20 protein-coding genes and 3 pseudogenes are annotated in these 25,400 nt (G+C 71.0%); 19 read left to right on the top strand and 4 right to left on the bottom strand.

What is annotated here, in order from left to right; translation table 11 throughout:
* Positions 1-96 precede the first annotated feature (96 nt).
* The 5 genes from ACFZA0_RS33630 to ACFZA0_RS33650 all read left to right on the top strand — a co-directional run bounded on the left by ACFZA0_RS33630 (position 97) and on the right by ACFZA0_RS33650 (position 6,368).
* Positions 97-1,002, top strand: coding sequence for an alpha/beta fold hydrolase (locus ACFZA0_RS33630; protein ID WP_391024046.1), 906 nt, complete (start codon positions 97-99; stop codon positions 1,000-1,002).
* Complete coding sequence (locus tag ACFZA0_RS33635) at positions 1,002-2,642, top strand: FAD-dependent monooxygenase (RefSeq protein WP_391024048.1); 1,641 nt, start codon at positions 1,002-1,004, stop codon at positions 2,640-2,642. The genes ACFZA0_RS33630 and ACFZA0_RS33635 overlap by 1 nt, the downstream gene beginning before the upstream one ends.
* Before the next feature lie 191 nt (positions 2,643-2,833).
* Entirely contained in the window at positions 2,834-3,931 is a 1,098-nt protein-coding gene (locus tag ACFZA0_RS33640; RefSeq protein WP_391024050.1) for an amidohydrolase family protein, read from the top strand.
* A 149-nt stretch (positions 3,932-4,080) separates the two neighbouring features.
* Positions 4,081-4,755, top strand: coding sequence for an FCD domain-containing protein (locus tag ACFZA0_RS33645; protein ID WP_391024052.1), 675 nt, complete (start codon positions 4,081-4,083; stop codon positions 4,753-4,755).
* A 422-nt stretch (positions 4,756-5,177) separates the two neighbouring features.
* Positions 5,178-6,368, top strand: a complete 1,191-nt coding sequence (locus tag ACFZA0_RS33650) for an amidohydrolase family protein (protein WP_391024054.1) — start codon at positions 5,178-5,180, stop codon at positions 6,366-6,368.
* Between the two features lie 229 nt (positions 6,369-6,597).
* On the opposite strand, the gene ACFZA0_RS33655 is transcribed toward ACFZA0_RS33650, so the two are convergent.
* Positions 6,598-8,925, bottom strand: coding sequence for a transketolase C-terminal domain-containing protein (locus ACFZA0_RS33655; protein ID WP_391024056.1), 2,328 nt, complete (start codon positions 8,923-8,925; stop codon positions 6,598-6,600).
* 230 nt (positions 8,926-9,155) lie between these two features.
* Here ACFZA0_RS33655 and ACFZA0_RS33660 point away from each other — a divergent pair, with 230 nt between their 5' ends.
* The 3 genes and pseudogenes from ACFZA0_RS33660 to ACFZA0_RS33670 form a co-directional block, all read left to right on the top strand.
* Positions 9,156-9,677, top strand: coding sequence for an Lrp/AsnC ligand binding domain-containing protein (locus tag ACFZA0_RS33660; protein WP_391024058.1), 522 nt, complete (start codon positions 9,156-9,158; stop codon positions 9,675-9,677).
* Positions 9,678-9,914: 237 nt separating this feature from the next.
* Positions 9,915-10,763: a fumarylacetoacetate hydrolase family protein gene (locus ACFZA0_RS33665; RefSeq protein WP_391024060.1), complete on the top strand. Its 849-nt coding sequence runs from the start codon at positions 9,915-9,917 to the stop codon at positions 10,761-10,763.
* Between the two features lie 323 nt (positions 10,764-11,086).
* Positions 11,087-11,791 (top strand): annotated as a pseudogene (locus ACFZA0_RS33670) (FAD-dependent monooxygenase); the annotation flags it as partial.
* Positions 11,792-11,871: 80 nt separating this feature from the next.
* Here ACFZA0_RS33670 and ACFZA0_RS33675 read toward each other — a convergent pair.
* The 3 genes and pseudogenes from ACFZA0_RS33675 to ACFZA0_RS33685 all read right to left on the bottom strand — a co-directional run.
* Positions 11,872-12,117, bottom strand: a pseudogene (locus ACFZA0_RS33675) (DUF4158 domain-containing protein); the annotation flags it as partial.
* Positions 12,118-12,583: 466 nt separating this feature from the next.
* Positions 12,584-13,339 (bottom strand): annotated as a pseudogene (locus tag ACFZA0_RS33680) (3-oxoacid CoA-transferase).
* Positions 13,340-13,453: 114 nt separating this feature from the next.
* Positions 13,454-13,666 (bottom strand): hypothetical protein, encoded by a 213-nt coding sequence (locus tag ACFZA0_RS33685; protein WP_391024062.1) that lies wholly within the window; start codon positions 13,664-13,666, stop codon positions 13,454-13,456.
* Positions 13,667-14,122: 456 nt separating this feature from the next.
* Between ACFZA0_RS33685 and ACFZA0_RS33690 the strand changes: the two genes are divergently transcribed.
* From ACFZA0_RS33690 to ACFZA0_RS33740, 11 genes are all read left to right on the top strand, one after another.
* Complete coding sequence (locus ACFZA0_RS33690; protein ID WP_391024063.1) at positions 14,123-14,818, top strand: FCD domain-containing protein; 696 nt, start codon at positions 14,123-14,125, stop codon at positions 14,816-14,818.
* 528 nt (positions 14,819-15,346) lie between these two features.
* On the top strand, positions 15,347-15,922 hold the full coding sequence (locus tag ACFZA0_RS33695; RefSeq protein WP_391024065.1) for a VOC family protein: 576 nt from the start codon (positions 15,347-15,349) through the stop codon (positions 15,920-15,922).
* 13 nt (positions 15,923-15,935) lie between these two features.
* Positions 15,936-16,913, top strand: coding sequence for a dihydrodipicolinate synthase family protein (locus ACFZA0_RS33700; protein WP_391024067.1), 978 nt, complete (start codon positions 15,936-15,938; stop codon positions 16,911-16,913).
* Positions 16,914-16,966: 53 nt separating this feature from the next.
* Positions 16,967-17,506: a flavin reductase gene (locus tag ACFZA0_RS33705; RefSeq protein WP_391024069.1), complete on the top strand. Its 540-nt coding sequence runs from the start codon at positions 16,967-16,969 to the stop codon at positions 17,504-17,506.
* A gap of 53 nt (positions 17,507-17,559) precedes the next feature.
* Positions 17,560-18,768: an acyl-CoA dehydrogenase family protein gene (locus ACFZA0_RS33710; RefSeq protein WP_391024071.1), complete on the top strand. Its 1,209-nt coding sequence runs from the start codon at positions 17,560-17,562 to the stop codon at positions 18,766-18,768.
* A 147-nt stretch (positions 18,769-18,915) separates the two neighbouring features.
* Positions 18,916-20,475, top strand: coding sequence for an ATP-binding cassette domain-containing protein (locus ACFZA0_RS33715; protein ID WP_391024073.1), 1,560 nt, complete (start codon positions 18,916-18,918; stop codon positions 20,473-20,475).
* A gap of 43 nt (positions 20,476-20,518) precedes the next feature.
* On the top strand, positions 20,519-21,574 hold the full coding sequence (locus tag ACFZA0_RS33720; RefSeq protein ID WP_391024074.1) for an ABC transporter permease: 1,056 nt from the start codon (positions 20,519-20,521) through the stop codon (positions 21,572-21,574).
* Positions 21,575-21,650: 76 nt separating this feature from the next.
* Positions 21,651-22,862 (top strand): substrate-binding domain-containing protein, encoded by a 1,212-nt coding sequence (locus ACFZA0_RS33725; RefSeq protein ID WP_391024075.1) that lies wholly within the window; start codon positions 21,651-21,653, stop codon positions 22,860-22,862.
* A 48-nt stretch (positions 22,863-22,910) separates the two neighbouring features.
* Entirely contained in the window at positions 22,911-23,765 is an 855-nt protein-coding gene (locus tag ACFZA0_RS33730; protein WP_391024077.1) for an oxidoreductase, read from the top strand.
* Positions 23,766-23,824: 59 nt separating this feature from the next.
* Complete coding sequence (locus tag ACFZA0_RS33735; protein WP_391024078.1) at positions 23,825-24,385, top strand: VOC family protein; 561 nt, start codon at positions 23,825-23,827, stop codon at positions 24,383-24,385.
* Positions 24,386-24,488: 103 nt separating this feature from the next.
* A complete protein-coding gene (locus ACFZA0_RS33740) occupies positions 24,489-25,346 on the top strand; it encodes an NmrA family NAD(P)-binding protein (protein ID WP_391024080.1) in 858 nt (285 codons plus the stop codon).
* Positions 25,347-25,400 lie beyond the last annotated feature (54 nt).

Genomic DNA, 25,400 nt, shown 5'->3' on the forward strand with positions numbered 1-25,400 from the left:
GCGCGGCCGGCTCCCCCGCGGGTGCGCCCTCCGTTCGCCGAACGCGGCCTCCGCCCGCGCGGCGCCCCGACAACCCACCCCGGCAGGAGGCCCCACATGGCCAAGAAGCGCGACCTTCTGACCTTCGAGGTCGACGGACACAAGATCACGGCGCTCGTCGCCGAGCCCGCCGAGCCCACCGGCAAGCCCCTGATCGCAGCCCTGCACGGCGGCACGTACACCGCGCAGTACTACGACGTCGCGGGCTCCCGCGACGGGTCCTTCCTGGACGTCGCCGTCGCACACGGCCACCCGGTGGTGGCCTTCGACCGACCCGGCTACGGCGGCAGCTCCGCGCTGGAGCCGGCCGCCAACACCTTCTCCCGCCACGCGGACATGCTCGCCAACGCCCTGGCACAGGCCACCGAACGCCTCGGCGCCGACAGCGTGTTCCTCGTCGGCCATTCGATCGGCGGCATGATCGCGCTGATGATCGCCGCCGCCCAGCCGGACATCCCGCTCATCGGTGTCTCCGCAACCGGCATGGGCGCCGTCATCCCGAGCGGCGGAGCCGCCGAGGCCCTTGGCTCGCTGCCCCCGGACGACACGGTGGACCTGCCGTACGACCAGCGGGACCAGGTGATGTTCGGCCCCGCCCACACCTACCGGGCCGAGGGGGTGCGCCAGGCCCACGCTTCCTACGCGCCCACGCCCGTCAGGGAGTTGATCCAGGCGCCGAAATGGCCCACGGAACACCTGCCCGCCCTTGCCCCCCGCGTCCGCGTGCCCGTGCACAACGCGCTCGCCGAATTCGACGCCCTGTGGAGCAGCGGCGCGGCCAACGTCGCCGCGTTCGCCGCGCTGTTCACCGAGGCGCCCTTCGTCGACGCCGGCGTCGCCCGCGGCACGGGCCACTGCATCGACCACCACACGCTCGGCGTCGCAACGCAGTTGCGTCAGCTCGCGTTCGCCGAGGAGTGTGCGCACTGGGCCACGCACCACAAGAACGGGAACGCGCGCTGATGCCCTCCTACGACAACGGGCACCTGCCACGGCACGTGCAGGTCCTCATCGCCGGCGGCGGACCGGTCGGCCTGGCCGCCGCCGTCGAACTGGGCCGCCGCGGGATCGACTGCCTGGTCGTCGAGGTGCGCACCACCGTGTCCCGCGCGCGGCCCCGCTGCAAGACCCTCAACGTGCGCACCATGGAGCACCTTCGCCGCTGGGGCCTGGCCGAGCGGCTGCGCGAGCGCGCCCCTCTGCCCACCTCCTGGTCCCAGGACGTGGTCTTCTGCACCTCGCTGACCGGCAGGGAGCTGTCCCGCTTCACAGGCGTCCTCGGCCTCGCCCCGGAGGACGACCGTTTCCCCGAACTCGGCCAGCAGGCACCGCAGTACGTCCTGGAGGAGGTACTGCGCGAGGCGGTCGAGGAGATCCTCCCGGGGCGGCTCGTCCTCGGCTCGAAGGTCGTCGGCGTCAGCCAGGACGACGCCCGGGTGACCGTGACCGTCGAGAACGGCGCCGGTGCGCACACCGTCGTCACCGCCGACCACGTGATCGGCTGCGACGGCCCGCGCAGCGTCGTACGGGACGAGATGGGCGCCCGCTACGTCGGCGGGGAGGCCCTGCGCCCGAACTTCGGCATGGTCTTCCAGAGCCCCGGCCTGTGGGAGCACGTGGCCCACGGGCCGGCCGTGCAGTACTGGGTGGTCAACCCGACGGCGCCCGCACTGGTCGGGCCGCTGGACCGCACGGGCACATGGTGGGTGATCGGCTTCGGCGTCGACCGGGAGACCGGGGAGCGCGAGGCGCGGCAGATCATCGACGCCGTGGCGGGCCGCCCGGTGCAGGCGACAGTGCTGTCCAGCGATCCGTGGACGGCGCGGATGCAGATCGTCGACCGCATGCGGCGCGGACGGGTCTTCCTCGCCGGCGACGCCGCCCACCTCAACCCGCCCTTCGGCGGACACGGGCTCAACACGGGCATCGGCGACGCCGTCGACCTGGGCTGGAAGCTCGCGGCCGTGCTGAAGGGCTGGGCCGGCCCCGACATGCTCGACAGCTACGAGGCGGAACGCCGCCCGGTGCAGGAGCGCGTCATCCGCGAGGCGACCGCCAACATGCGGGTGCTGTCCACGGAGTTGCTCGCCGACAACCTCGACGCCGACCATCCGGCGGGCGCGCAGGCACGGCGCGCCGCGGGCGCACGGATCCAGGAGACCAAGAAGGCCGAGTTCCATTCCCTCGACCTGGTCCTCGGCCTCCGTATCGCCACCTCGCCCCTCATCCCCGCCCAACCGGGGCACGCAGACGGTCCGGCGTGCACCGGGGCCCGGCTGCCCCACCTGTTCCTGGAAGACGGCCGGTCCCTGTACGACCTGCTCGGCGCCGATCTGACGCTGCTCGCCCTCGACCAGAACGTGTCGGTGACGCCCTTCGAAGAAGCCGCGATCCTGCGGAACGTACCGCTCACCGTGGTCCGCCTGCCGGGGCCCGCGGCCGGCGGATACGCCGGACGGCTCGGCGCCCGACTCGCCCTGGTCCGTCCGGACCAGGTGGTGGCCTGGCTCGGCGACAAGGCCCCCGACGACGCCCTCGCTCTCGTCGGCGTCGTGTGCGGTGGCACGCCCCGGAAGGGGGCGGCGGCCTCCCGCAGCCTCTGACTCCCGTCAACTCGACTGCCGGAGAACCCCGTTGAGCGGTGCGCGCGGGACGGACGCACGAAGCAGCGGCCGCCACGACACAGCCCGGCCTGCGACGCGCACCTGGCTCCCCGCACTTCGGGGTCACCGGACACCTTCGTCGAGGACACACGGAACACAAGGAACCCCTTCACCGGAAGGAAGGCATACGTATGAGTGCTGACCAGTGGACGAGACGTCGGGTCCTGAACACCGCGGCAGGCACGACCGCGCTCGCCGGGGCATCCGCACTGACGACTCCTCTCGCCGCCGAGGCCCGCGGCGGCCGGCCCGACCCGCACGGCAAGCTGCGCATCATCGCCATCGAGGAAGCCATCATCCTGCCGGGACTCATCACCCAGGGCACCGCACTGAACGGCGCGATCCCCTTCAGGCCCGAGGTCACCGCCGAGTGGTTCAAGCGCCTGCCTGATGTCAGCCAGTACCGTCTCGCCGACATGGATGCCAACGGCGTCACCATGCAGGTGCTCTCCCTCACCCCTCCCGGAGTGCAGATGCAGCCGGACGCGGCCATCGCGGTTCGGGACGCCCAGGTGGCCAACGACGCGCTGGCCGCCGTCATCGACGAGCACCCCACCCGCTTCGGCGGACTCGCCGCGCTGCCCCTCCAGGACCCCGGGGCGGCCGTGCGCGAGGCGCGGCGTGCCATACGTGACCTGAGGATGGCCGGGTTCCTGGTCAACGGCCACACCAACGGCCAGTACCTGGACGAGCCGCAGTTCCGGCCCGTCTGGGCGGCGCTCGAGGAACTGGGCGCCGCGATCTACCTCCATCCGACGCCGGCCCCGGCGGGCGAGTGGGGCCTGCTGAAGGACCGCCCCGAGTTGGTCGGACCCCTCTACAGCTGGGCGGCGGAGACCGGCGGGCACGCACTGCGGATCGTCCTCGGCGGCGTCTTCGACGACTTCCCGGGCGCCCGCCTCATCGTGGGCCACATGGGTGAGTTCCTGCCCTACCAGATCCCCCGTCTCGACGTGCAGATCCAGAACATCAACACCAAGGTGCCGCTGAAGAGGAAGCCCTCCGAATACCTGACCCGGAACGTCTCCATCACCACATCGGGGGTGATGGACGACAACATGCTCCAGGCCGCCATCAAGTCGGTGGGCATCGACAACGTCCTCTTCGCCATCGACTACCCCTTCGAGAAGAGCGAGCAGGCCGTCGGGTTCCTGCGCGGGGCCAACCTCTCCGCGGACCACCGACGGAAGATCGCCGGCGGCAATGCCGAGCGCATCCTCAAACTCTGATCGTCCTGCTGACCCACGCACCGCCCCCGCCGGGGCGGCTCCGGCGGCAGACGCAACCGCAACCCCCTTGCCCCTACCGGCAGTCCCCACGTGGAAGGCGTCGTTATAGTTGATATCCACGACTGGCCGGCCGAAGCGAGGGACACACCGTGGCGACACCTCAAGGGGCCGTGCAGCCCATCATGTCGCGCTCGGTGGTCGAGCAGGCCACCGACGAACTGCGCCGTGCGATTCTGGCCGGGCACCTCGCGCCCGGTACGGAGTACTCGCTGCGCGAGCTGGCCGGGATGCTCAACATCAGCTTCATCCCCATCCGCGAGGCGCTGCGGAGCCTGGAGAGCGAGGGCCTGGTCATCATGCGGCCGGGCCGCAGCGCCGTCGTCGCCCCCCTCAACCTCGACGACCTGCGCGGCATCTACCGTTTGCGGCGCACCCTGGAGCCGGAGATCGCCCGGCGCTCCTGCACCCTGCTGACCGACCAGGAGCTGGACAGGCTGGCGTCCCACGCGGCCGACTTCGGCGCCCGGGAACACGGCATGGCCGAGATCTACGACGACCACCACGCCTTCCACCTGGCCCTGCTGGCCCCGGCGGCGACCACCTGGGACATCCGTATCCTCACCACGCTGTGGCGGGCCGGAGAGCGCTACATCCGCATCGGCTTCGGCCGGCTCGACCCCGTCCCCGCCGAGCGCCGGCGGCGCGGCAAGGCACACGAGGACCTCGTGGAGGCCTTCCGCACCCGCGACCCCGACACGGTCGCCGTCGCCGTCGAGCAGCACCTGGCCCGCAACGAGAAGATCGCCTTCTCCGCCCTGTCCTGAACGCGGCCGCGCCTCGCGACGCACGCCCTCGTCCCTGCCAGCCATGGACCGCCGGATGCCTTTGCCACGGCGGCGCCGGACGCAGCTGCCGGCGAGCCTTCGCGGCGGCCCCGCGGTGCCGTCCCGTGCACACCGGTACCGACGGGCGGCCGGGTGAGCAAGTGGCCCCGACGGGTTGCTGTTATAACATATAGCGGATACGGTCGGTTCGTCCTGACGACCGGCCCCGCGCCGCCCCGCTCGGCCGCGCTGCCGACGCCGCCGACCCGGACCGCCACCCCTGCCCGCACCACCGGGCCCTCACCGCGGACGGTCCCGCACACCGGACACCCGCGCCAACGGCTGAACTCCATCGGCATCGCACGCGACCAGGAGCACGAACCCTGTTCTTTCCGCACCCGCCAGCCAGAGAGGCATGAACGATGTGCATGAACGCAACGGATCGGCGTGACTTCCTCAAGACGGCCGCAGCGGCCGGCGCCGCTGTCGTGGGGGTGACGGCGCTGGCCACGCCCGCCGACGCCCAGGCCCAGGAACAGAGCGCCGGCCTCGGCGAGAGGATCGCGCTGACGAATGTCCGGGTCTTCGACGGCGACCAGGTGACCTCCCCGCGCACCGTGGTCATGGACGCCGGACGGATCGGCGTCAGCCCGCTCGGCGCACGCCGGGTGGACTGCGGCGGCGGGGTACTGCTCCCCGGCCTGACCGATGCGCACATCCATCTGCGGGACGTCAACACCCTGCACGCACTGGCCGGTTCGGGCGTGACCACCGGTCTGGACATGGCGTCCTTCCCGCCCTCGCTCGTCGACTCGCTGCGCGGGCTGACCGGCCTCACCGACATCCGCAGCGCGGGCACCCCCGCCGTGGCACCGGGCAGCCCGCAGAGTCAGATCCCCGCCTTCCCCGCGGACGCGGTGCTGACCGGTCCCGAGCAGGCCGTTCGGTTCGTCCGTTCCCGCATCACCGAGGGCTCGGACTACATCAAGATCATCATTGATGAGCCGGGACTCTCACTGGAGACCGTCAGGGCCGTGACGACGGCCGCGCACTCGGCCGGCAGGCTCGTGATGGCCCACGCGACCTCGACCGTCACGGTGGTGCGGGCGCTGGACGCCGGCGTCGACATGATCCATCACGTGCCGATGGACAACCCGCTCCCGGCCTCGCTGGCCGCCCGGTACGTCTCGACGGGCACCGTCGCCGTACCCACCCTGACCATGATGGAGGGCTTCGGGAACCTCGGGATACCCGGCATGGACTACGCGGCCGCCGAGGGCAGCGTCGCCGCACTGCACCGGGCGGGGGTGCGCATCCTCGCCGGCACGGACTCGAACCTGACGCCGGGAATTCCGGTGCAGCCACCGTACGGGACCAGCCTGCACCACGAGTTGGAGCTCCTCGTCCGCGCGGGGCTCACCAACCGCGAGGCCCTGCGCGCCACGACGAGCCTGCCCGCCCAGGCCTTCCGCCTGCGGGACCGGGGCGCCGTCCGCATCGGGAACCGCGCCGACCTCGTCCTGGTCGACGGAGACCCCCTCGCCGACATCACCGCGACCCGCGCGGTGCGGCGCGTGTGGATCGGCGGCGTGGAGTACACCCCTACCGCCTAAGGGGAACCAAGGGGCCGGGGAATGCTCGGTTCCGTAGCCGCCGGCAGGTGAGCACTGTCGCTGCCGGAGGCAGTCGGGTTCTGGTGTCGGACCGTGCCCCTGCCGGTGGCCGGGAGGCCGGACCGGGACACGGCGAAGGGCTGAACGGATCGTGGTGGGACGAGGAAGGACCCGGCTCCCGACGCCAGGGAAGTGGCGCCGGGAGACCGGCCGTCATGAGCGCCTCGCCTCACTGGGTGAGGTCGAGTGCCGCGCTCACGATGCTGTCGGTGTCGATGTGGTGGTACCGGTAGACCTCGTCCAGGGAGCCCGACTGGCCGAAACGTGTGACACCCAGCCTGCGGGCAGGCACACCGTGGATGGTGCTCAGGAAAGCGAGGGTGTGCGGATGGCCGTCGACAACGGTGACCAGCGGTGCCGCGCGTTCAACCGGAAACACCTGGTCCAGGATCCAGTCCGGCGCCTCACCCTGTCCGGCGCGCGCGTCGAGAGCCCGGTACAGCAGCCCCGGACTGGTCACACACACGACGTCGGCCGGAATGCCGAGGTTCTGGAGACGGTCCGCCGCCGCCAGGGCCTCGGTGACCATCGCGCCCATCGCGGCGATGGTGACCCGGGCTCCGTCCCGGCGGCGCAACGGGTAGGCGCCCGCGACGACTTGGCGTCGGCGGCGTTCGCGGGCCGCTGGATCGGCGGGAACCTGAGCGAGGCTCTGATCGACGGGACGGGTGGAGAGGCGCAGGTAGGCGGAGCCGCCGTCGGGCCTGCCGAGACGGGACAGCGCCGCAAGCAGCGTCCACTCCGTGTCGAGCGCGAACGCCGGCTCCCAGGTCGTGCAGCCGGGCTGCTCGATGCCCAGGGACGGCGTCGTGATGGACTGGTGCGCACCGCCCTCGGGCGCCAGGGTGACGCCGGACGGGGTGCCGACCAGGATCGACTGGCCGCCGGCGTAGATACCGTAGGACCAGGGTTCCAGAGCGCGGTTCACGAAGGGGTCGTACATCACTCCGATCGGCAGCAGCGGCTCGCCCCAGCGGCTCCAGGTCGCGCCCAGCTCGCCGAGCAGCCCCACGAGATTGGTCTCCGCGATACCCAGCTCGATGTGCTGGCCGGTCGGCCGCTCCCGCCAGTGCAGGATGGTCTCCGCGTCGTCGGCGAACCAGTCGACGCGCTCGGCCGGCGACCAGACGCCGACCTTGTTGACCCAGCCGCCCAGGTTGGTCGACGAGCTGACGTCCGGGCTGACGGTCACCACCCGGCGGGCGGCCTCGGGTGCGCTGCGGGTCAGGTCGAGCAGCGTGCGGCCGAGAGCCGCCTGGGTGGTCGCGACACCCGTCGGGGTACGGCCGATGTCCTCGGGGATCGCCGGGGGCGCCGTCTCGGTGACAGCTTCCCGGCGCAGTCGCGCTCCGGTCTCCGCGCACAGGCGGGCCGCCGCCGATCCCGCGGGGAAGCCCTCCCAGGGGTTGTCGAGGTCGGTTCCCACCTCGCGGGCCAGCTCACGCATCTGATCCTCCGTCAGCAGGGAGGAATGGTTCTGCGGATGGCCCTGGGTGGGCAGGCCGCGGCCCTTGACGGTGTACGCGAAAATGACCGTGGGGCGGTGGTCGTCCACCTCGGACAGTGCGCTGTCCAGAGCAGAGAGGTCGTGACCGCCCAGGTTGCACACCGCCTCCATGAGGGTGGCGTCGTCGATCTCCGCGAGCAGTTGGCTGATCGCCGGGGCCTCCGCGCCGGTGCCGGGCAGCCGCTCGCGCAGCTGCTCGGCCGAGCAGCGCAGCAGGCGCTGGTACTCGGGGTTGGCCATCTCGTCGAGGCGGGCCCGCAGCGCGGCACCGCCGGCGCGCTCGAACAGCCTCTCCAGCAGAGTGCCGTACTTGAGGGTGAGCACCTGCCAGCCTGCCGCGGCGAACATGCCGTGCAGCCTGCCCGCCGCGATGTTCGGCACGACGCGGTCCAGGGACTGCCGGTTGAGGTCGACCACCCACACCAGTTCACCGAGTTCGGCGACCTGCGGGTCCAGCAGGGCCTCCCACACCGCGCCCTCGTCCAGCTCGGCGTCGCCGACCAGCGCGTACTGGCGGCCCTTGAATCGTCCCTCGGTGCTCCCGTCGGCGTAACGGCGCGCCAGGGCCCCCCAGATCGTCGCCGTGGCGCCGATGCCGACCGAACCGGTGGAGTAGTCGACGGTGTCGGGGTCCTTGGAGCGGCTCGGGTAGCTCTGGAGTCCGCCGAAGGCCCGCAGCGTGGTCAGGCGGGAGGCGTCCAGGTCACCGAGCAGGTGGTTGACGGCGTGCAGCACCGGCGAGGCGTGCGGCTTGACGGAGACCCGGTCCTCGGGGCGCAGATGGCCGAACCAGAGAGCCGTCATGATGGACACCATCGAGGCGCAGGATGCCTGGTGGCCGCCGACCTTCAGTCCGGAGGGGTTGGGGCGCACCCGGTTGGCGTGGTGCACGATCGCGCTGGACAGCCACAGCACGCGGTCCTCGATCTCGTGGAGCAGGTCGAGGTCGGCAGCCGTGATCCGCCGGGGGGCGGCTGGTGCGGTGGTCATGGCGGAACGGTCTCCTCGCGTTCGGCACCCCCGGCGTTCGGAGGTGCGGACGGCAGTGACGTGGGACGAACCTCGGCCGCGTACAGGGCGCCGGATGTGCCCCGGCACACATCGGTTCGGCTCGGGACCGGATCACGGTCGGCGGCGTGCAGCCAGGGGCAGGATCGTTGCGGACGAGCAGACCACCGGACCGGGACGCCGCACAAGGACCACCGCGGAAGTTACGCAGAATGCCAAATCACCCAACCCCTCAGCCACGGAAGGTGCGCACTGTGCCCAGCTCCGATCGGATCGACCCCACCGACGCGCGTCTGCTTCTCGCACTCGCCGCGCAACCCCGGGCCACCACGGTCGCGCTCGCCGAAGCGAGCGGACTGAGCCGCAACACCGTCCAGGCCCGCCTGACGGCACTGGACCGCCACGACGCCCTGCAGTCCTTCGAGCGGCGCATCGACCCCGCGGCCCTCGGCTACCCGCTGCCCGCCTTCGTGACCACCCAGGTCGGCCAGCGCAGACTGGACGAGGTCGCCCACGCGCTGGCGGCGATCCCCGAAGTCGTCCAGGTGCACGGTCTGACCGGTGACGCCGATCTGCTCGTGCACGTGGTCGCCACCGATGCCGAGGACCTGTACCGCGTGGCCGGTCAGATTCTCGGCATTCCCGGGGTCGAGCGCACCAGTACGGCACTCGTCATGCGTCAGCTGGTCCCCTACCGGCTCGCCCCGCTGCTGCGCCGAGCCGCCGCTCGCTGATCGGGACGCCACCGCACAGGCGTCCGTCCCGGCTCGCCGACAGCCCGGCCGGACAACACGCCTCAGCCGGCCCGGTCCAGAACCTTGCTGTTATCACATATAGCTACCTATGCTGTGTGGTCAGTACAACAACCGCCCGCACACCGCCGAGTCCGCCCGCCGCCCCGCCGCCGTCACCGCCTGCCGGCGGCTCCCTCCACCCCGTGTCACCCCATCGACGAACACAGGAGCAGTTCCGTGCGCATCGCCAACCTCTCCGGACGCCTGGTCCTCCTTGTCGACGGTCTCGCCGTCGACGTCGAGAAGGCCAGCGACGGCCGCTTCGCCGCGGACCCGCAGGCCGTCTACGAGCGGTGGGAGGAATTCCGCCAGTGGGCGGAACAGGCCCACCTGCCCGAAGGGATCCCCGTCGAGCCCGCGCGCCTGGGCGCGCCCGCCCCCGCCCCTCGCCAGATCGTCGCCGCGGGCCTGAACTACCGCGACCACGCCGCCGAGTCCGGCTTCGCCCTCCCCGACACCATGCCACCGGTCTTCACCAAGTTCGCCACCAGCATCACCGGCCCCGTCAGCGAGGTCTGCCTGCCGCCCGGCGGGCACACCGACTGGGAGGTCGAACTCGTCGTCGTCATCGGCACCCGCGCACACCGCGTCCCCGCGGAATCCGCCTGGGACCATGTCGCCGGACTGACCGCCGGCCAGGACATCTCCGAACGCATCACGCAACTCGAAGGCCCCTCGCCGCAGTTCAGCCTCGGCAAGTCCTTCCCGGGCTTCGCCCCCATCGGGCCGTGCCTGGTCACTCCCGACGCACTCGACGACCCCGACGACCTGGGCCTTCGCTGCACCGTCAACGGCGAAGAGGTGCAGAAGAGTCGGACCAGCAACCTGATCTTCTCCGTGCCCGAACTGGTCGCACGCCTGTCATCGGTGATCCCCCTGTTGCCCGGCGACGTCGTCTTCACCGGGACCCCGGCCGGCGTCGGTCTGGGCCGTGCCCCGCAGCGCTGGCTCGCTCCCGGCGACGAACTCGTCAGCACCATCGAGGGGATCGGTGAACTTCGCCAGCGCTTCGTCGCGCAGGCCTGACGCCGGGCGCCTGCCACGCCGCACCCCACGGCGTCGCGGCAGACGGGCGCGAAGCGCCTTCGCCGGCCTCGACAGTCCCGCCCTGCGGATGCCGGCCGCGTGCACACGCGCGGAGGCGGACTACGACGTCCCCGATCTCCTTCCCCCGGCCCTCGACGAACTGGGCCTCACCTTCTACCCAGTGGGCAGCGTTGCCGAACCGGAAGCCGTGGCGCGAGCACTTGCCGCCCGGACACTGGCCGTCGAACTGACGCCACGCGAGCCGGCCTCCAGGACCATCAGCGCTTCGGGCACGAGCGGCCTCTGGTCGAACGACTCTCCGACCTGGACGACGACTACGACGTCCCGCGGAGTTCGACGGCCCGCCGGCCGACCGGGACGCGCCGGTCACCACCGAGGACCTCCAGGCGCGGCTGCGCCGCGTCTCCGGCGTGGACGTCACGATCACCGAAGTGCGGACCGCGACCCGCTTCACCGACCACGCCCGCCAGGTGACCGGCTACCGCAAGGGCCGGGTGCTGCCGGCGGGCGACGCGGCGCACGTGCACTCCGCGTTCGGCAGCCAGGGGCCGAGCCTCGGTATCGGGGACGCGGTGAACCTGGGCTGGAAGCTCGCCGCGGTGATCGCCGGCCGGGCGCCGAAAGGGCTGCTTGACACGTACACCGCCGAGCGGCACCCAGTCGGTGCGTGGGTCCTGGACTGGACCCGGTCCCAGGTCGCGGCCATGCGCCCGGACCCGCAGTCCCGGGCCCTGCGCGAGATCGTCAGCGACCTGGCGGAGACGGTGGCGGGCACCACATGTCTCACCGCGCGGCTCAACGGTGGCGGGGTGCGGTACGAGCTGCCGGGCGAGCACCCGCTGACCGGCCGCAGCACCCCGGACCTCGAACTCACCGGTGGCAGCCTCGCGGACCACCTCCACGGCGGCCGAGCACTGCTGCTCCACCACGCTGACGACCCGGAGCTCCGGGCCCTGGCCGTGGGATATGCCGACCGCGTCGGCAGCCTGACGGCCGGCTGCCCGTCCTACGCTCTGCCGGCTGACTGCTCCAGCACCCGCCGCAGCTCACACACGGGATCGAGCCGGGTGTTCTCCCGCTCGCCTTACGTCTTCAACGCAGACGCGTCCGCGAGCCCGACTGCTCGGCGAGGCAGTCGACCACTTCCGCCGGCACGTCCGTCGGATCATCCAGGAACACTCCGGAACCGCACCGTGGTCATCTGCACCGCGAACCCGAGCCGGTTGTGGGACCGCGGTTTCGGCTCGATCAACACCCGGTCCACGTCGTCAAGGAGGAAGAACCGTTCCAACTCCGTGCGGGACGGCGCCCCCTCGTACGCCGCGCACTTCGCTACTCACTCGTGTGTTCAGAGACTCGACCGGCACCCCGGACCTCCGGACACTCTCTGATCAACACGACTGCCGAGGCTCCGCTCCCGCGCGGTCAACGCGCCGATGCCGACAGTGCTCCTGACGCCGAGTCGCCTCAACCGGCGGCCACCCGACAGTCACCAACTGCCCGGTCTGCACGCACCTTCGCCCGGCGGCGAGTCGGTGCCCGGACGCTGCGCAGCCGGCGTCCGCCGTCCCGAGGGACGCACCTGCTCGTGCGGGCGCCCCCGGACCCTGCACCGGGGGCACCCGCACGAGGCGGACAGGTGTGTCTCCGGCGGACGGGGAACATGTGTGACGACACGGACCCGGAGCGGCAGATGTCAGTCGGCAGGACGGGCCCCGCGCTCCGGATCCGCATCGTCGCCGCCGTCGCTCATCGAGGGGACTGAGCTTCGGGCGGGTCTTGTGGGGGCGGGTCGGCGGTCAGCCGACGCGCAGCCGAGTGCGGGTGCGCACAGGTGCCGCGGTGGCGGCAACGACCTCGGCGGACGACACACCCGGCGCGGTCTCGACGAGGACCAGGCCGTCGTTTGTCACGTCGAAACGGCGAGGTCGGTGATGATCCGGTGGACGCAGGAGCGCCCGGTCAACGGGAGGGTGCGCTCCGGCACGATCTTCGCGCTGCCGTCCCACGCGGTGTGTTCCATCAGGACGACGACACGGCGCGCCCCGTGCACGAGGTCCATCGCCCCGCCCATTCCCTTGACCATCTTGCCGGGAATCATCCAGTTGGCCAGGTCACCGGCGGCCGAAACCTGCATGGCCCCGAGGATCGCGGTGTCGATGTGCCCGCCCCGGATCCCGGCGGGGGTGTAGAAGGCGGGGATGCCTCAGCCTCCGGCACGCAACCGCTCCGCCGGCGTGCCCTGCGGGACGAGCTCCACCTCCAGCTCCCCGGTCAGGTACTGACGTGCGAACTCCTTGTTCTCGCCCACGTACGAACCGGTGACGCGGGCGATTTGGCCCGCGCCCAGCAGCCAGCAGCCAGCAGGACACCGAGACCGTGGTCGGCGGTACCGCAGTTGTTCGACACCACGTGCAACTCCCGCGCGCCCCGGGCGTGCAGCGCGCTGATCAAAGTGCTCGGGATACCGCACAGCCCGAATCCCCGACGGCCAGGGACACGTCGTCAGCGATGCCGGCCACCGCATCCGCGGCGGAGGGGAATGTCTTGTCCATGCGGAACGCCTCTCCAGGCAGAGCTCTTGGGGGTCGGCTCTCTCCCGTGTCCAGGACGGGCACGGGCGCTGCCACCCGGTTTCGGGGCCCGGACCGGCGGGTGCTTCGTCCAGGTCACGGGGCGCCGGTGGCGGCCCCGTCCCGGTCGTGGTCATCGGCACGCCGGTCCACCGAAGTCCCGTCCGTGTCGCTCGCCCTGCGCGGGACGACCTCGCCGATGCGTCCACCGATCGCGAGGTGCCGGTGCGCCCGATGGGCGGGCGACGGCTCGCACACCGTCGCACGGGCTCCCGACCAGGCACGTTCGATGCCGCTCAGAGCTTTCATGGCATGTTCCTTACGTAAGTGGGACAGGGGGCGAGGAAGCCGGCAGCAGATCGGGCGCAGCAGCCGGCCGGCCACTGCGGTCCGGACCACGCGCGCGTACCGGCGAAGCCCGTGTGGTGGTGGTCGGGTCGGGTGCCTTGGAGCGACCCGGCCGGACAGGCGTGTCCGGGGGAGTCGTCGGTCCATGGGCGAAGGGGCCGGATCGCGGCCGTGCGGGCACCGGGCCGGGGCGCTGCGCTTCGTCCGAGGACACCACTTAACCCCCGGCCATGACAAGGACCTGCGATATAACAGTGCAGGATGCCCAATCCCGCTCCCCCGCCCCCGAGAAGGCTGCGCATCCTGCTCAACCCCGGACAGCAAGAGCGAGCTCCTGACGGTGCACCGATATTTTGTATATCGTTCGCACTCGCCGAGGCGAATGAAGGAGCAACCGCCATGAAGGGAGGGCCCGTTGTGACTGGAGGCGCTGCCGGCACGCCTCGGGTGAAGCCTCTGTCCCTGGTCGAGAAGGTGACCCGGGAGATCCGTCGCTCGATCCTCGCCGCCGAACTGCGCCCCGGTCAGGAGTTCTCCCTCCGCGAGATCGCCGACCGGCTGGGCATCAGCAACATCCCCGTGCGCGAGGCCCTCAGACAGCTCGAAAGCCAGGGCCTCGTCGTCACCACTCCCGGCAGGAGCGCCACGGTCGCCCCCCTCAGCCGCGAGGACCTTCGGGCCGTCTACCGTCTGCGCCGTCAGATCGAACCCGAACTGGCCGCACGCGCCTGCCTGTTGCTGACCGGTCCGGGTCACACACAGCTCGTCGAACTGCTGGCGGCCCTCGCGGACGCGAGCCTCGACGCGGACGAGGTCTACGAGGCGCACCACCGGTTCCACCTGGAACTGCTCCGCCCCGCCGCCACCGGCTGGGACCTGCGCGTCCTCGGCGTGCTCTGGCACGCGGCGGAGCGTTACGTGCAGCTCTCCTTCGGCGCCCGCGTCGACGATCCCGACGAGCCGCGCCGCAGGGAGGCCGCCCACGCCCTGCTTCTCGACGCCGTGCTGTGCCGGGACCCCCGACTGGCGGCCCAGGCCGTCACCGACCACCTCGACGCCAACGAGCGGCTCGCCCTGGAGGGCATCGCGGGCATCGCGGGCATCACCGACTGACCCGCCGACGGAGGCCCAACCCCTGGCGCGTCGACGGGACTTCCGCGTCCGGCAGCCCTGCGGCCCGACCGCGGATTCGCGCCCTCGGCCCGCGGGCCCGTCGGCGGATGCGGCACTGCCGTGCCTCGGACCGGGGCCGGGCGCGAGCACCGGAGATCAACACCCCTCCGGCGCGGCCGGGTTGTGCGGACGCGTACCCCTGGGAAACCGTCCCCGCAGCACCTCGCACCGGCCGTCCGCGTCGGCGCACGCCGCGAACCTGGTCGCCCAACCGCCGCACGGGCCCTCCTAGGGCTTCCATCGCCCCGGCGGGCAGGCGCCCCATTCCTCGTCACGTCACCTTTCACACCGGGTACACGGCGTCGCAACGGCCAGGAAACGACGCCCAGGCCGAAAAGACGGTGTCCGAAGGGTTGGTGTTATCACATATCAAAGCTACGGTGTTCCGAGTCACCCGGTCCTCGGCGCCAGGACGGCGACGTCAGCGTCGCCCGCGCGAGCCGGCGGAACGAATTCAGGAGAGCTGTCATGCCAGCGAGCCCGAAGTTCGCCCACGTCGTATTCCAGACAGGCCAGCCGCAGCCCATGCGGGACTGGTACTGCACCGTTCTCGACGGTCACGTCGTCCACTCGGACGAAGCCCTGTCGTTCATCACGTTCGACGAGGAGCACCACCGCGTCGCGTTGATCCACCCGCCCGCGCCGCTCAGGCCCAAGACGCCCGACACCGCCGCGATGCACCACGTGGCGTACACCTTCGACAACCTCGACGACCTCCTCGACCGGTACGTCCGGCTGCGCGACCAGGGGGTCCTGCCCGCCGTCTGCATCGCGCACGGCGTCACCACCTCGCTGTACTACCGCGACCCCGACGGCAACATGGTCGAGATGCAGATCGACCGGTTCGAGGAACCGGACGACGCCACCGCCTACATGAAGGGCGCGGAGTACCGGGCCGACTCCGTAGGTCCCGCCTTCGACCCCGAGGCCCTGCTCCAGGCCCGGCGCGCCGGGGCCACGGTCGAGGAGCTGTCCGACCGTGCCTGGGCGCTCAAGTCAGGCCTGCCCGACCCGATGCCCAGCCTCATGGGCCACGGCAGTTGAGGAAGGCTCCCGCATGACGCACGACGTACCACAGGCCACGCAGACCGCCCGGACCGCCCAGACCGCGGAACTCCTGCCGGGATGCCATGTGATGGGCCTGACCCCCTTCACCCGGCGCGGCGACCTCGACGAGGGCGCCCTGCGCGAGCACACGCGACGGCTGGCCGACGAGAACCTGGGATTCTGGCCGGCCAGCCCCGCCACCGGCGAGGGCGCGCAGATGAGTGACGCGGAGATCTTCCGCACCCTGGAGATCGTCGTCGAGGAGGCTGCCGGCCGGGTCCCCGTGATCGCCAGCGGGCTGGAGTTCCCGACGGCCGCGCTGAACATCGCCTACATGAAGGAGGCGCGGCAGCGGGGCGCCGACGCGGTGCAGTTGTACCCGCCGACCCTCGGCCACTCGTCCGTCCCGAGCCCGGAGATGCTGGAGCGGTTCTACGACGAGGTCCTCTCGTCGGCGGACACGCCCGTGGTCCTCTCCAGCAACCAGATGACCGGGTTCGAGGTGCCGGCCGCCGTCCTGGACCGGCCGATAGCCGAACACCCGCAGGTGGCGGGGGTGTTCAAGAACCACCCGGACCAGCAGAACATCGCGGACTTCGTCACTCGGTTCGCACCGCGCACCACCGTCCTGACGATGCTTCAGAGGCTGCTGTTCGCCGCACCCGCCGGGGCGAAAGGCGTACTGGACAACCTCCAGAACGTGGCACCGCGCCTGAGCCGCACCTTCTACGACGCCCTGCTCCGCGGCGACCTCGCCGCGACGGGCGACGCCTACCGCACCCTGACGGCGCTGTGGGGCGAGATCACCGGATTCTCCGCCGCCCGCTCCGCGCCCAGGGTCGTCGTCTACAAGGCGATGCTGCGGATCCTGGGTCTGCCCGGCGGCCACCCCAGGAGGCCGTACGTGGATCTGGGCGACCAGGCCCTCAGGGAACTCGCCCGGATCATCGACGCCGTCGGGCTGCGCGAGGCGGAGGGCCTCGTATGACCGCCGGGCGCCTGCCCCGCCACCTTTCTCCCACCGAGTCGAAGGAGCACACCATGACGGCCCTCCGTCACAGCGTCCCGCCACAGGTGTTCCGCGACATGATGGCCGGAGTCTGCGCGCCGGTCACCGTCGTCACGACGGTAGGCGACGGCATCCCCGTGGGCGCCACCGTGAGTTCGTTCGCCTCGCTGTCCCTCGATCCCCCGCTGGTGACCGTGGCGTTCGACCGCAACTCCCGGGTCCTGGAACGCATCCGCGCCGAGGGCCGGTTCGGCGTGAATCTCCTGGGCCACGCCCAGGAGGACCTCGCGGTGCTGTTCGCCACCCGCGACGTGGACCGCTTCGCGGCCGTCGACTGGCACTACGACGACGGGCTGCCCCGCCTCGACGGCGCCGCCGGCTGGCTCGACTGCGACCTCCACGAAGCGGTGGAGGGCGGCGACCACATCCTCCTGCTCGGACACGTGGTCGGAGCGAGCCGGGCGGAACTCCCGCCCCTCGTCTACGCCTACCGCACCTTCGGCACCCATTCCCACTATCACGAGCGTCGGCGTCCGCCGATCACCGATTCGATCGCCGCGCTCACCCGCTGACGCCCCGACTCCGAGCCTTCCCACCGGGCCCGAGACCGATAAGGAACCACCACATGGCATCCGTGACCGAAGCGCCGAGCACGACGAGTGTTCCGAGCATCGAGAAGATGGTGGCGCGGGTCCGCGCGCTGCACCCCCTCCTGGAGAAGAACGCGGCCCAGGGCGAGCAGGACCGGCGCGTGGCCGAAGAGAGCATCCGCGCGCTGACCGAGGCCGAGATCTTCAAGATCGCCCAGCCGAAGCGGTACGGCGGCCACGAGATGTCCGTGCGCGCGCAGATCGAGGTGGCGGCGGCGGTCGCCGAGGCCGACGGGGGCACCGCCTGGGTGGTGACCCTGTGCAACCAGTGCGCCTGGATGACGGGGCTCTTCCCCGAGCAGGCGCAGGACGACGTCTGGAAGGACAACCCGGACGCCAGGATCTCCGGCGTGGTGACGCCGAGTTCGCAGTCCGTGAAGGTCGACGGAGGCTTCGTCGTCAACGGCCGCTGGTACTACAACTCCGGCTCCTGGCACTCCGACTGGGCCGTGCTGGGCATGCCGATCGTGGACGAGGCCGGCCAGGCGGTCGACCACGGCATCGCGCTGATCCCGCGCGGCGACCTCGGCTTCGAGGAGACCTGGTTCGTCGCCGGGATGAAGTCCTCCGGCTCCAACTGCCTCATCGCGAAGGACGTGTTCGTCCCCGACCACCGCATCATCTCCGCGCCGAGGGCGTGGCAGGGGGAAGTGGCCACCGAGCACACCGACGAGGTGCTCTACCGCAGCGCCTTCACCCCCGTGCTGGCCCTGGGTGTCGCCGCTCCGCAACTCGGCATGGGCCGCAAGGTCCTGGAGCTGGTGACCGCGAAGGCGGCCTCGAAGCCGCTGACCTTCACCTTCTACAAGACGCAGGCGGAGTCCGCGGTCTTCCGGCACCAGATCGCCAAGGCCGCCATGCTCGTCGACACCGCCGCCCTGCACCTGGAGCGCGCCGTCGACGCGGTCGACGCCGCGGCCCGTGACGGCGTCTTCCCCGACGAGGTCGCGCGGGCGCGGGCGCGGGCGGACGCCGGCTGGGTGGTGGAGAACATCACCGAGGCGATCAACCTTCTGCTGTTCGCGCACGGTGCGGCCGGCTTCGGCGAGAACAACGTCATCCAGCGCCACTGGCGCGACTCCGCGGTCGCGGGCCGGCACGCGTACATCGTGCCTGCCGTCAGTCTGGAGATGTACGGGACGGCCCTGCTGGCCCAGGACGGCAACATCACCCCCATGCTCTGAGATCGTCGACCCCCGGGTCCCGCCGCACGCCCGGACAGGGCGCACGGACACCGTTAGCTGTTATCACATATATTTCCGGCTTCCGCGTGACGAGATCACCGCGGAATGAGCCCCAAGGTCAGTGACGACCCGGAGGCAGGAGAGCAGATGCGGAGCACGAACCCCCAGGTGCGAATGGCCGCCGGGGCCGGTGAACGGGGCCGGGCCGCGGTGGAGATCCGTGGACTGACCAAACGCTTCGGACGGGCGACCGTCCTGAGCGACGTCGACCTCACCATCGCGCCGGGCGAGATCCACGCGCTCGTCGGTCAGAACGGCTCCGGGAAATCGACCCTGATCAAGATCCTTTCCGGAGTCCACACCGCGGACGCCGGTCACATACGGGTGGGAGGCGAGGAGCTCTCCAACCCGGTGCACCCCGCCGACCTGAGCCGTCACGGCCTCGCCTTCGTCCACCAGGACCTCGGTCTGGTCGAGGACCTGACCGTCGTGGAGAACGTCCGGGTGGGCCAGTACGCGCCGGGACGTCTGTCCCGGAGGATCCACTGGGACGAGGAGTACCGGCGCACCGAGACGACCTTCGCCCGGCTCAACGCGGACATCTCGCCGCACGCCCGGCTCGGGACGCTCCAGATCGGCCGACGGGCGGTCGTGGCCATCGCGCGGGCCGTTCAGGGCCAGCACCCCGGCACCGGCTGCATCGTCTTCGACGAGTCGACCCAGTCGCTGCCGCGCGAGACCCTGCCGGAGTTCTACGAGATCCTGCGGTCCGTCGCCCACTCCGGCACCGGCATCCTCATCGTCAGCCACCGCCTCGACGAGGTGATGAGCCTCGCCGACCGCGTGACCGTGCTGCGGGACGGCCGGACGGCCGCCACCGGCGTACCCGTCGCCGACCTCGACGAGGCGGAACTGAGCCGGCTCATCCTCGGCCGGGAGCTGGCGAGCGGGCGCATCGGCGCGGCACCCCGGGAGGACGGTGCGCTGCCCGAGATCGCCTTCCGGGCCACCGCCATGTCCGGAACCGCCCTGCGGGGCCTGGACCTGACGGTGCACGCCGGCGAGGTGGTCGGCCTCACCGGGACGGCGGACAGCGGACTGGAGGAGATCGAGGAACTCCTGAGCGGACGTCACCCCGGGGGCGCCGGACGGCTCACACTCGGGGAGCGGGAGTTCTCGCTGCCGGGCGTCGATCCCTCCGCGCTGCACGAGGCGGGTCTCGCGGTCATCCCGCAGAAGCGGATGCAGGACGGCCTGGCCGCCGAGGTGGGAGCCATGTCGAACGTGACCCTGCCACGGGTGACGAAGCGGGGGTGGCTGTTCCTGAGCCCCGGCTGGCAGCAGCGGGAATTCCGCAAGGCCGCCGAGACCTTCGGCATCACGCCCGCCCAGCCGCACGCGCCCGCCGCCTCGTTCAGCGGAGGCAACCAGCAGAAACTCCTGCTGTCGAAGTGGCTCATGAACGCGCCGAGCGTGCTCGTGGCGTGCGAGCCGACCCAGGCCGTGGACGTCGGGGCGCGCCTCGACATCCTGCGGGCCCTGCGGGAGGCCGCCAACGAGGGCAAGGCCGTCGTGATCTGTTCCATCGAGGTGCAGGACCTCGCGGTGCTGTGCGACCGAGTGATCGTCCTGCGTTCCGACCAGGATCCGCTGGAACTGCGGGACGACGTCTCCGCCGAGGCGATCACGGAGGCCACCTATGCCTGAGCGCACCCGCCGGCCGGCACCGACCCACGAGGGAGAGACCTCCGTGACCGCCAACGACAGCCTCACCACCTCGAAGGACGAGCGGAAGGCCGGGCCCGCCACCGCCGTCGCTGGCTCCCCGCCCCAGGACACGGAACCCGGCCGGGGCCGGGCGCTGGCGGCCGACACCGCCCGCCGCGGCAGCCTGATCGTGGTCTGGGCCCTGCTGTTCCTCACCTTCGGACTGCTCACACCCGACAAATTCCTCACCGTCGGCACGCTCCAGACCATCTTCGGGTCGCAGCAAGCCCTGGTGTTCATCGCGCTCGGCGCACTGTGCGCCTTCGCGGTGGGCGAGTTCGACTTCTCGGTTGCCGCGGTGGCGGGCCTCTCCGCCACCCTGGTCGCCGTCCTCGTCAGCGACGGCGGTCTCGACGTCTGGCTCGCGGCCCTGGTCGCCGTGGTGACAGCCGTCGGGATCGGCGCCTTCAACGCCCTGCTGATCATCAAGATCGGCATCAACCCGATCGTGACGACCCTCGGCGTCGCCACCCTGCTCACCGGCATCTCCTCGCGGATCTCCAACGGCGGCAGCGTCTTCCTGGAGAGCCCCGCGCTCACCAGGTTCGCCGCGACGGACATCCTCGGGCTGCCGGTCAGCTTCTTCTACGGACTGGCCGTGGCCGTCCTCTTCACCTACGTCATGACGTCCACGCCGCTGGGACGCCACATGCTGTTCGTGGGCTCCAACCGCAATGTGGCGCGGCTCGCCATGGTTCGGGTCAACCGGATCCGCCTGGGCGCCTACCTCGCGTCGTCGCTGCTGTGCGGCATCGGCGGCGTCCTCCTCGTCGGCAGCGTCGGCGGCTTCGACCCGGCCAGCGCCCCCTCCTACCTGCTGCCCGCGCTCTCGGCGACGTTCCTGGGCACCGCCGTGATCCAGCCCGGCCGGTTCAACCCGGCAGGCAGCATGATCGCGATCTACTTCCTGGCCACCGGCATCGTCGGCCTCCAGCTCCTCGGCTTCGCCGGCTGGATCAGCGACGTCTTCTACGGCTCCGCCCTCATCATCGCCATCGTCCTGTCCACGCTGTTCCGCCGCGACCGGCGCCAGTCCTGACCGCCCCCTGACCGCCCACGGCCGACCGCCGCAGCGGGACGGCGGCGGTCGGCCCTTCCCGACTCGAGGTACGTCAATGAAGATCAACCCGAGCCGCAACCGTCCGGCGCCGCGCCGGGCAACGCAACGGACCAGGATCAGCCTGGCCGCCGTGGCCGCGCTCACGGCCGCCGCACTGACCGCGTGCGGCACCGGCACCGACAGCACCGGTACCGCCGCGGGCGGTGCGCCCAGCGAGGCCGGCGTCGCCTACGCCAAGGCCGCCGTGGACAAGCACCTGCCGGCGCTCAGCAACGTCAAGGTACCGGGCGCGGCGGTGTCCGGACTGGACAAGTTCCGGGGCCGGACCATCACCTACGTGCCCATCACGCTCAAGGCCACCTACTTCCAGGCGCAGTTGGAGCAGATCACCGAGGCCGCGAAGCCCCTCGGCATCAAGGTGCAGGTCTGCGACGCCCAGGCGCAGCCCACCGTGGCAACCCAGTGCCTCAACCAGGCCGTCTCCGCCCGCTCGGCCGGCATCATCACGGACTCGCTGCCGTTCGACCTGGCCAGGAACGCCTACGGTGCGGCCGCGAAGGCAGGCATCCCGATCGTCGCCTCCGACGTGTCGGACCCGGTCCCCAGCGCGTGGGCGGACCGCGTCGTCACCACCGACAACGGCCAGGACGTGGGCAGCCGCCTCATGGCGGACGCCATCATCGCCGACTCGGGCGGCGACGCCCACGTCCTGTTCGCGAACACGACCTCGACCAGCACCACGAAGGAGTCCTCGGACGCCGTCCTGGACGAGTTCAAGAAGCGCTGCCCGGGCTGTGAAGTGACCACCGCCGACTGGGAGACGACGGCTGTGCAGAAGATCCCGACGACCGTCAGCGTCGCGCTCAACTCCCACCCCGCCGTCGACTACGTCTACGTCAGTTACGACCAGCCGGCCGGCCTGCCCGCCATCCAGGGCATCAGGCTCTCCGGCCGCGCCGACAAGGTCAAACTGGTCGGCTACGGCTCCGACGTCACCGCCATGCAACGCCTCGCCCGCGGATCCCAACTGGCGGACACCGCCGTCGACCCCGCCCTCGTGGCCTGGAACAACACCGACCGCATGCTGCGCCTGATGTCCGGCGCGGACGTGCCCCAAGCCTCGGAGTACACGATCCCGCGGCGTATCTTCAACAAGACCAACATCGACTCCGTCCACGGCAGCAGCGTGCGGGAGTTCAAGAACGGAGCCTGGTTCACCGACGGCTCGTTCCGCGACACCTACCGCAAGCTCTGGGGCGTCGGCTGATGTTCGACGCGGACGGACGAACACGGGCATCGACAAGGAGCACTCGACATGACTGACACCATCGCCGGCGGAACCTACGTGGTCGGCGGGGACCTCACCCTGACCCGGATGGGCTACGGGGCCATGCAGTTGACCGGCAAGGGGGCCTTCGGCCCGCCGACCGACCGCGCCGCGGCCGTCGCGGTGCTGCGCGAGGCCGTCTCCCTCGGCATCACCCACATCGACACCAGCGACTACTACGGGCCGCACGTCACCAACGAGATCATCAACGAGGCGCTGCACCCGTACCCGGAGCAACTGCACCTCGTCACCAAGGTCGGCTTCCTGCGGGACGAACACGGCGGGTGGCCGCAGGCGGCAGAGCCCGAGCAACTGCGCAGGGCCGTCCGGGACAACCTGGCCCGACTGGGTCTGGCCTGCCTCGACATCGTCAACCTCCGGATGGGCGGGCCGAAGGAGGCGATGGCCGAACCGTTCTCCGCGCTGGCCGAACTCCAGCGGCAGGGCCTCATCCGGCACCTGGGGCTGAGCACGGTGACGGCCGAGCAGGTCGCCGAGGCGCAGACCATCGCGCCCGTGGTGTGCGTGCAGAACATGTACAACATCGCCAACCGCGCCGACGACGAACTCATCGACTCGCTCGCCGAGCAGGGCATCGCCTACGTGCCCTACTTCCCGCTCGGCGGTTTCAACCCCGTGCAGTCCGCCGTGCTCGACGACGTGGCCGCCCGCCTGGAGACCACGCCGAAGGCCGTCGCCCTCGCCTGGCTCCTCCAGCGCTCCCCCAACATCCTGCTGATCCCCGGCACTTCGTCGGTGGCACACCTGCGGGAGAACGTCCGAAGCGCCGCACTGAAGCTGCCCGCCGACGTCGTCGCAGAACTCGACGCCATCGCGGACTGAACCGCCGCGCCCGGTCCGCGGGCACGACACACCCGCCCGACACACAGGAGGCCAGAGACATGTCGTCCGCACCCAAATTCGCCCACGTGGTGTTCCAGACCTCTCAGCCCGACGCGATGCGTGAGTGGTACTGCTCACTGCTGGACGCCCACGTCGTCTACGAGAACCACGGGCTGACCTTCCTCACCTTCGACGACGAGCACCACCGCATCGCCCTCGCCCACATCCCGAACCTGGAGCCCAGGCCGAAGGACGCGTCGCTGGTGAACCACGTCGCGTACACCTTCGACTCGCTCGACGACCTCCTCGACCGCTATCTGGAGTTGAAGGAGAAGGGCATCGAGCCGTGGAAGCCCGTCCAGCACGGTGTCACCACGTCGCTGTACTACGAGGACCCGGACGGCAACCACGTCGAGATGCAGGTCGACAACTTCGCCACCGCGGAGGAGGCCACCGCGTACATGGAGGGCGAGGAGTACGACAACGACCCCATCGGGGTGCGCTACCGACCCGAGTTGATGGTGGAGGCACTGCGGGCGGGGGCACCGGCCGGCGACCTGCAGACGCGGGCGTGGGCCCTGCGGACCAGCCCCGAGCTGCCGCACCCGATGGCCGACTGACAGCAGGCCCGGGCATCCGGGAGGCGGCTGCGCCTCCCGGCGCCCGCGGCCACCCGCACGCCCCAAGTCCCGGCCGACGCCGGGCCGATCACCTGGAGGGCACATGATCCTCGTCACCGCCGCAAGCGGCCGCACCGGCCGTAGCGTCATCCGCGCACTGACCCGGGAGGGCAAGGAGGTCCGGGCCGCCGACATCGCCCCGTCGGTGCACGAGACCCGCGACCTGGGCGCCGCCGAGACCGTCGTGGCGGACCTTCTGGAGCCCGCCGAGCTGCGCAAGGCGATGGAAGGAGTCGAGTCGGTCGTCCACATCGGACCGCTGTTCCACCATCGCGAGGCCGACATCGGCCGCGCCGTCGTCGCCGAGGCACGGCGTCACGACGTCCAGCACTTCGTGCAGTTCTCCGTGGTCCACCCGCAGATCGAGCAGTTGCTGAACCACCAGGCCAAACTCGCGGTCGAGCGCGCCGTCATCGAGTCACCGATCCCGTTCACGATCCTCCAGCCGATGCACTACCTGCAGAACATCGACGTCTCCCGGACTGTCGCGTCCGGCGTGTACGCCAAGCCGCACTCCGCCGACTCCCGGCTCGCGCACGTCGACCTCGCAGACGTCACCGAGGTGGCGGCACGTGTGGTCGGCGACCCGCACCACCACTACGCCACCTACGAGCTGTCGGGCAGCGACTACGTCACGGGGCACGAAATCGCCGAGACCATCGCCGAGTTGTCGCAGCGTCCGGTCGTCGCGGAAGTGCAGAATCTCAGTGACCTGGTGAGTCCGGAGCGCCAAAGGCCGGCGGAGGCCGAGTTCGCCTACGACGTCATGTACCGCCTCTTCGGTCACTACAGCCGCTACGGCATCACGGGCAATCCCAACGTGCTGACCTGGCTGCTCGGACGCCGGCCGACCACCCTGCGCGAGTACGTCCGGCGCGAGCTCGCCTCCGCGAAGGTCTGACCTCCTCCCCCTTGAGCACGGCTGACCGCCCCATACCGGAAACGATTTTGTTAT

Source organism: Streptomyces sp. NPDC008150, from assembly GCF_042956945.1.
In the GTDB taxonomy this organism is placed as follows: domain Bacteria; phylum Actinomycetota; class Actinomycetes; order Streptomycetales; family Streptomycetaceae; genus Streptomyces.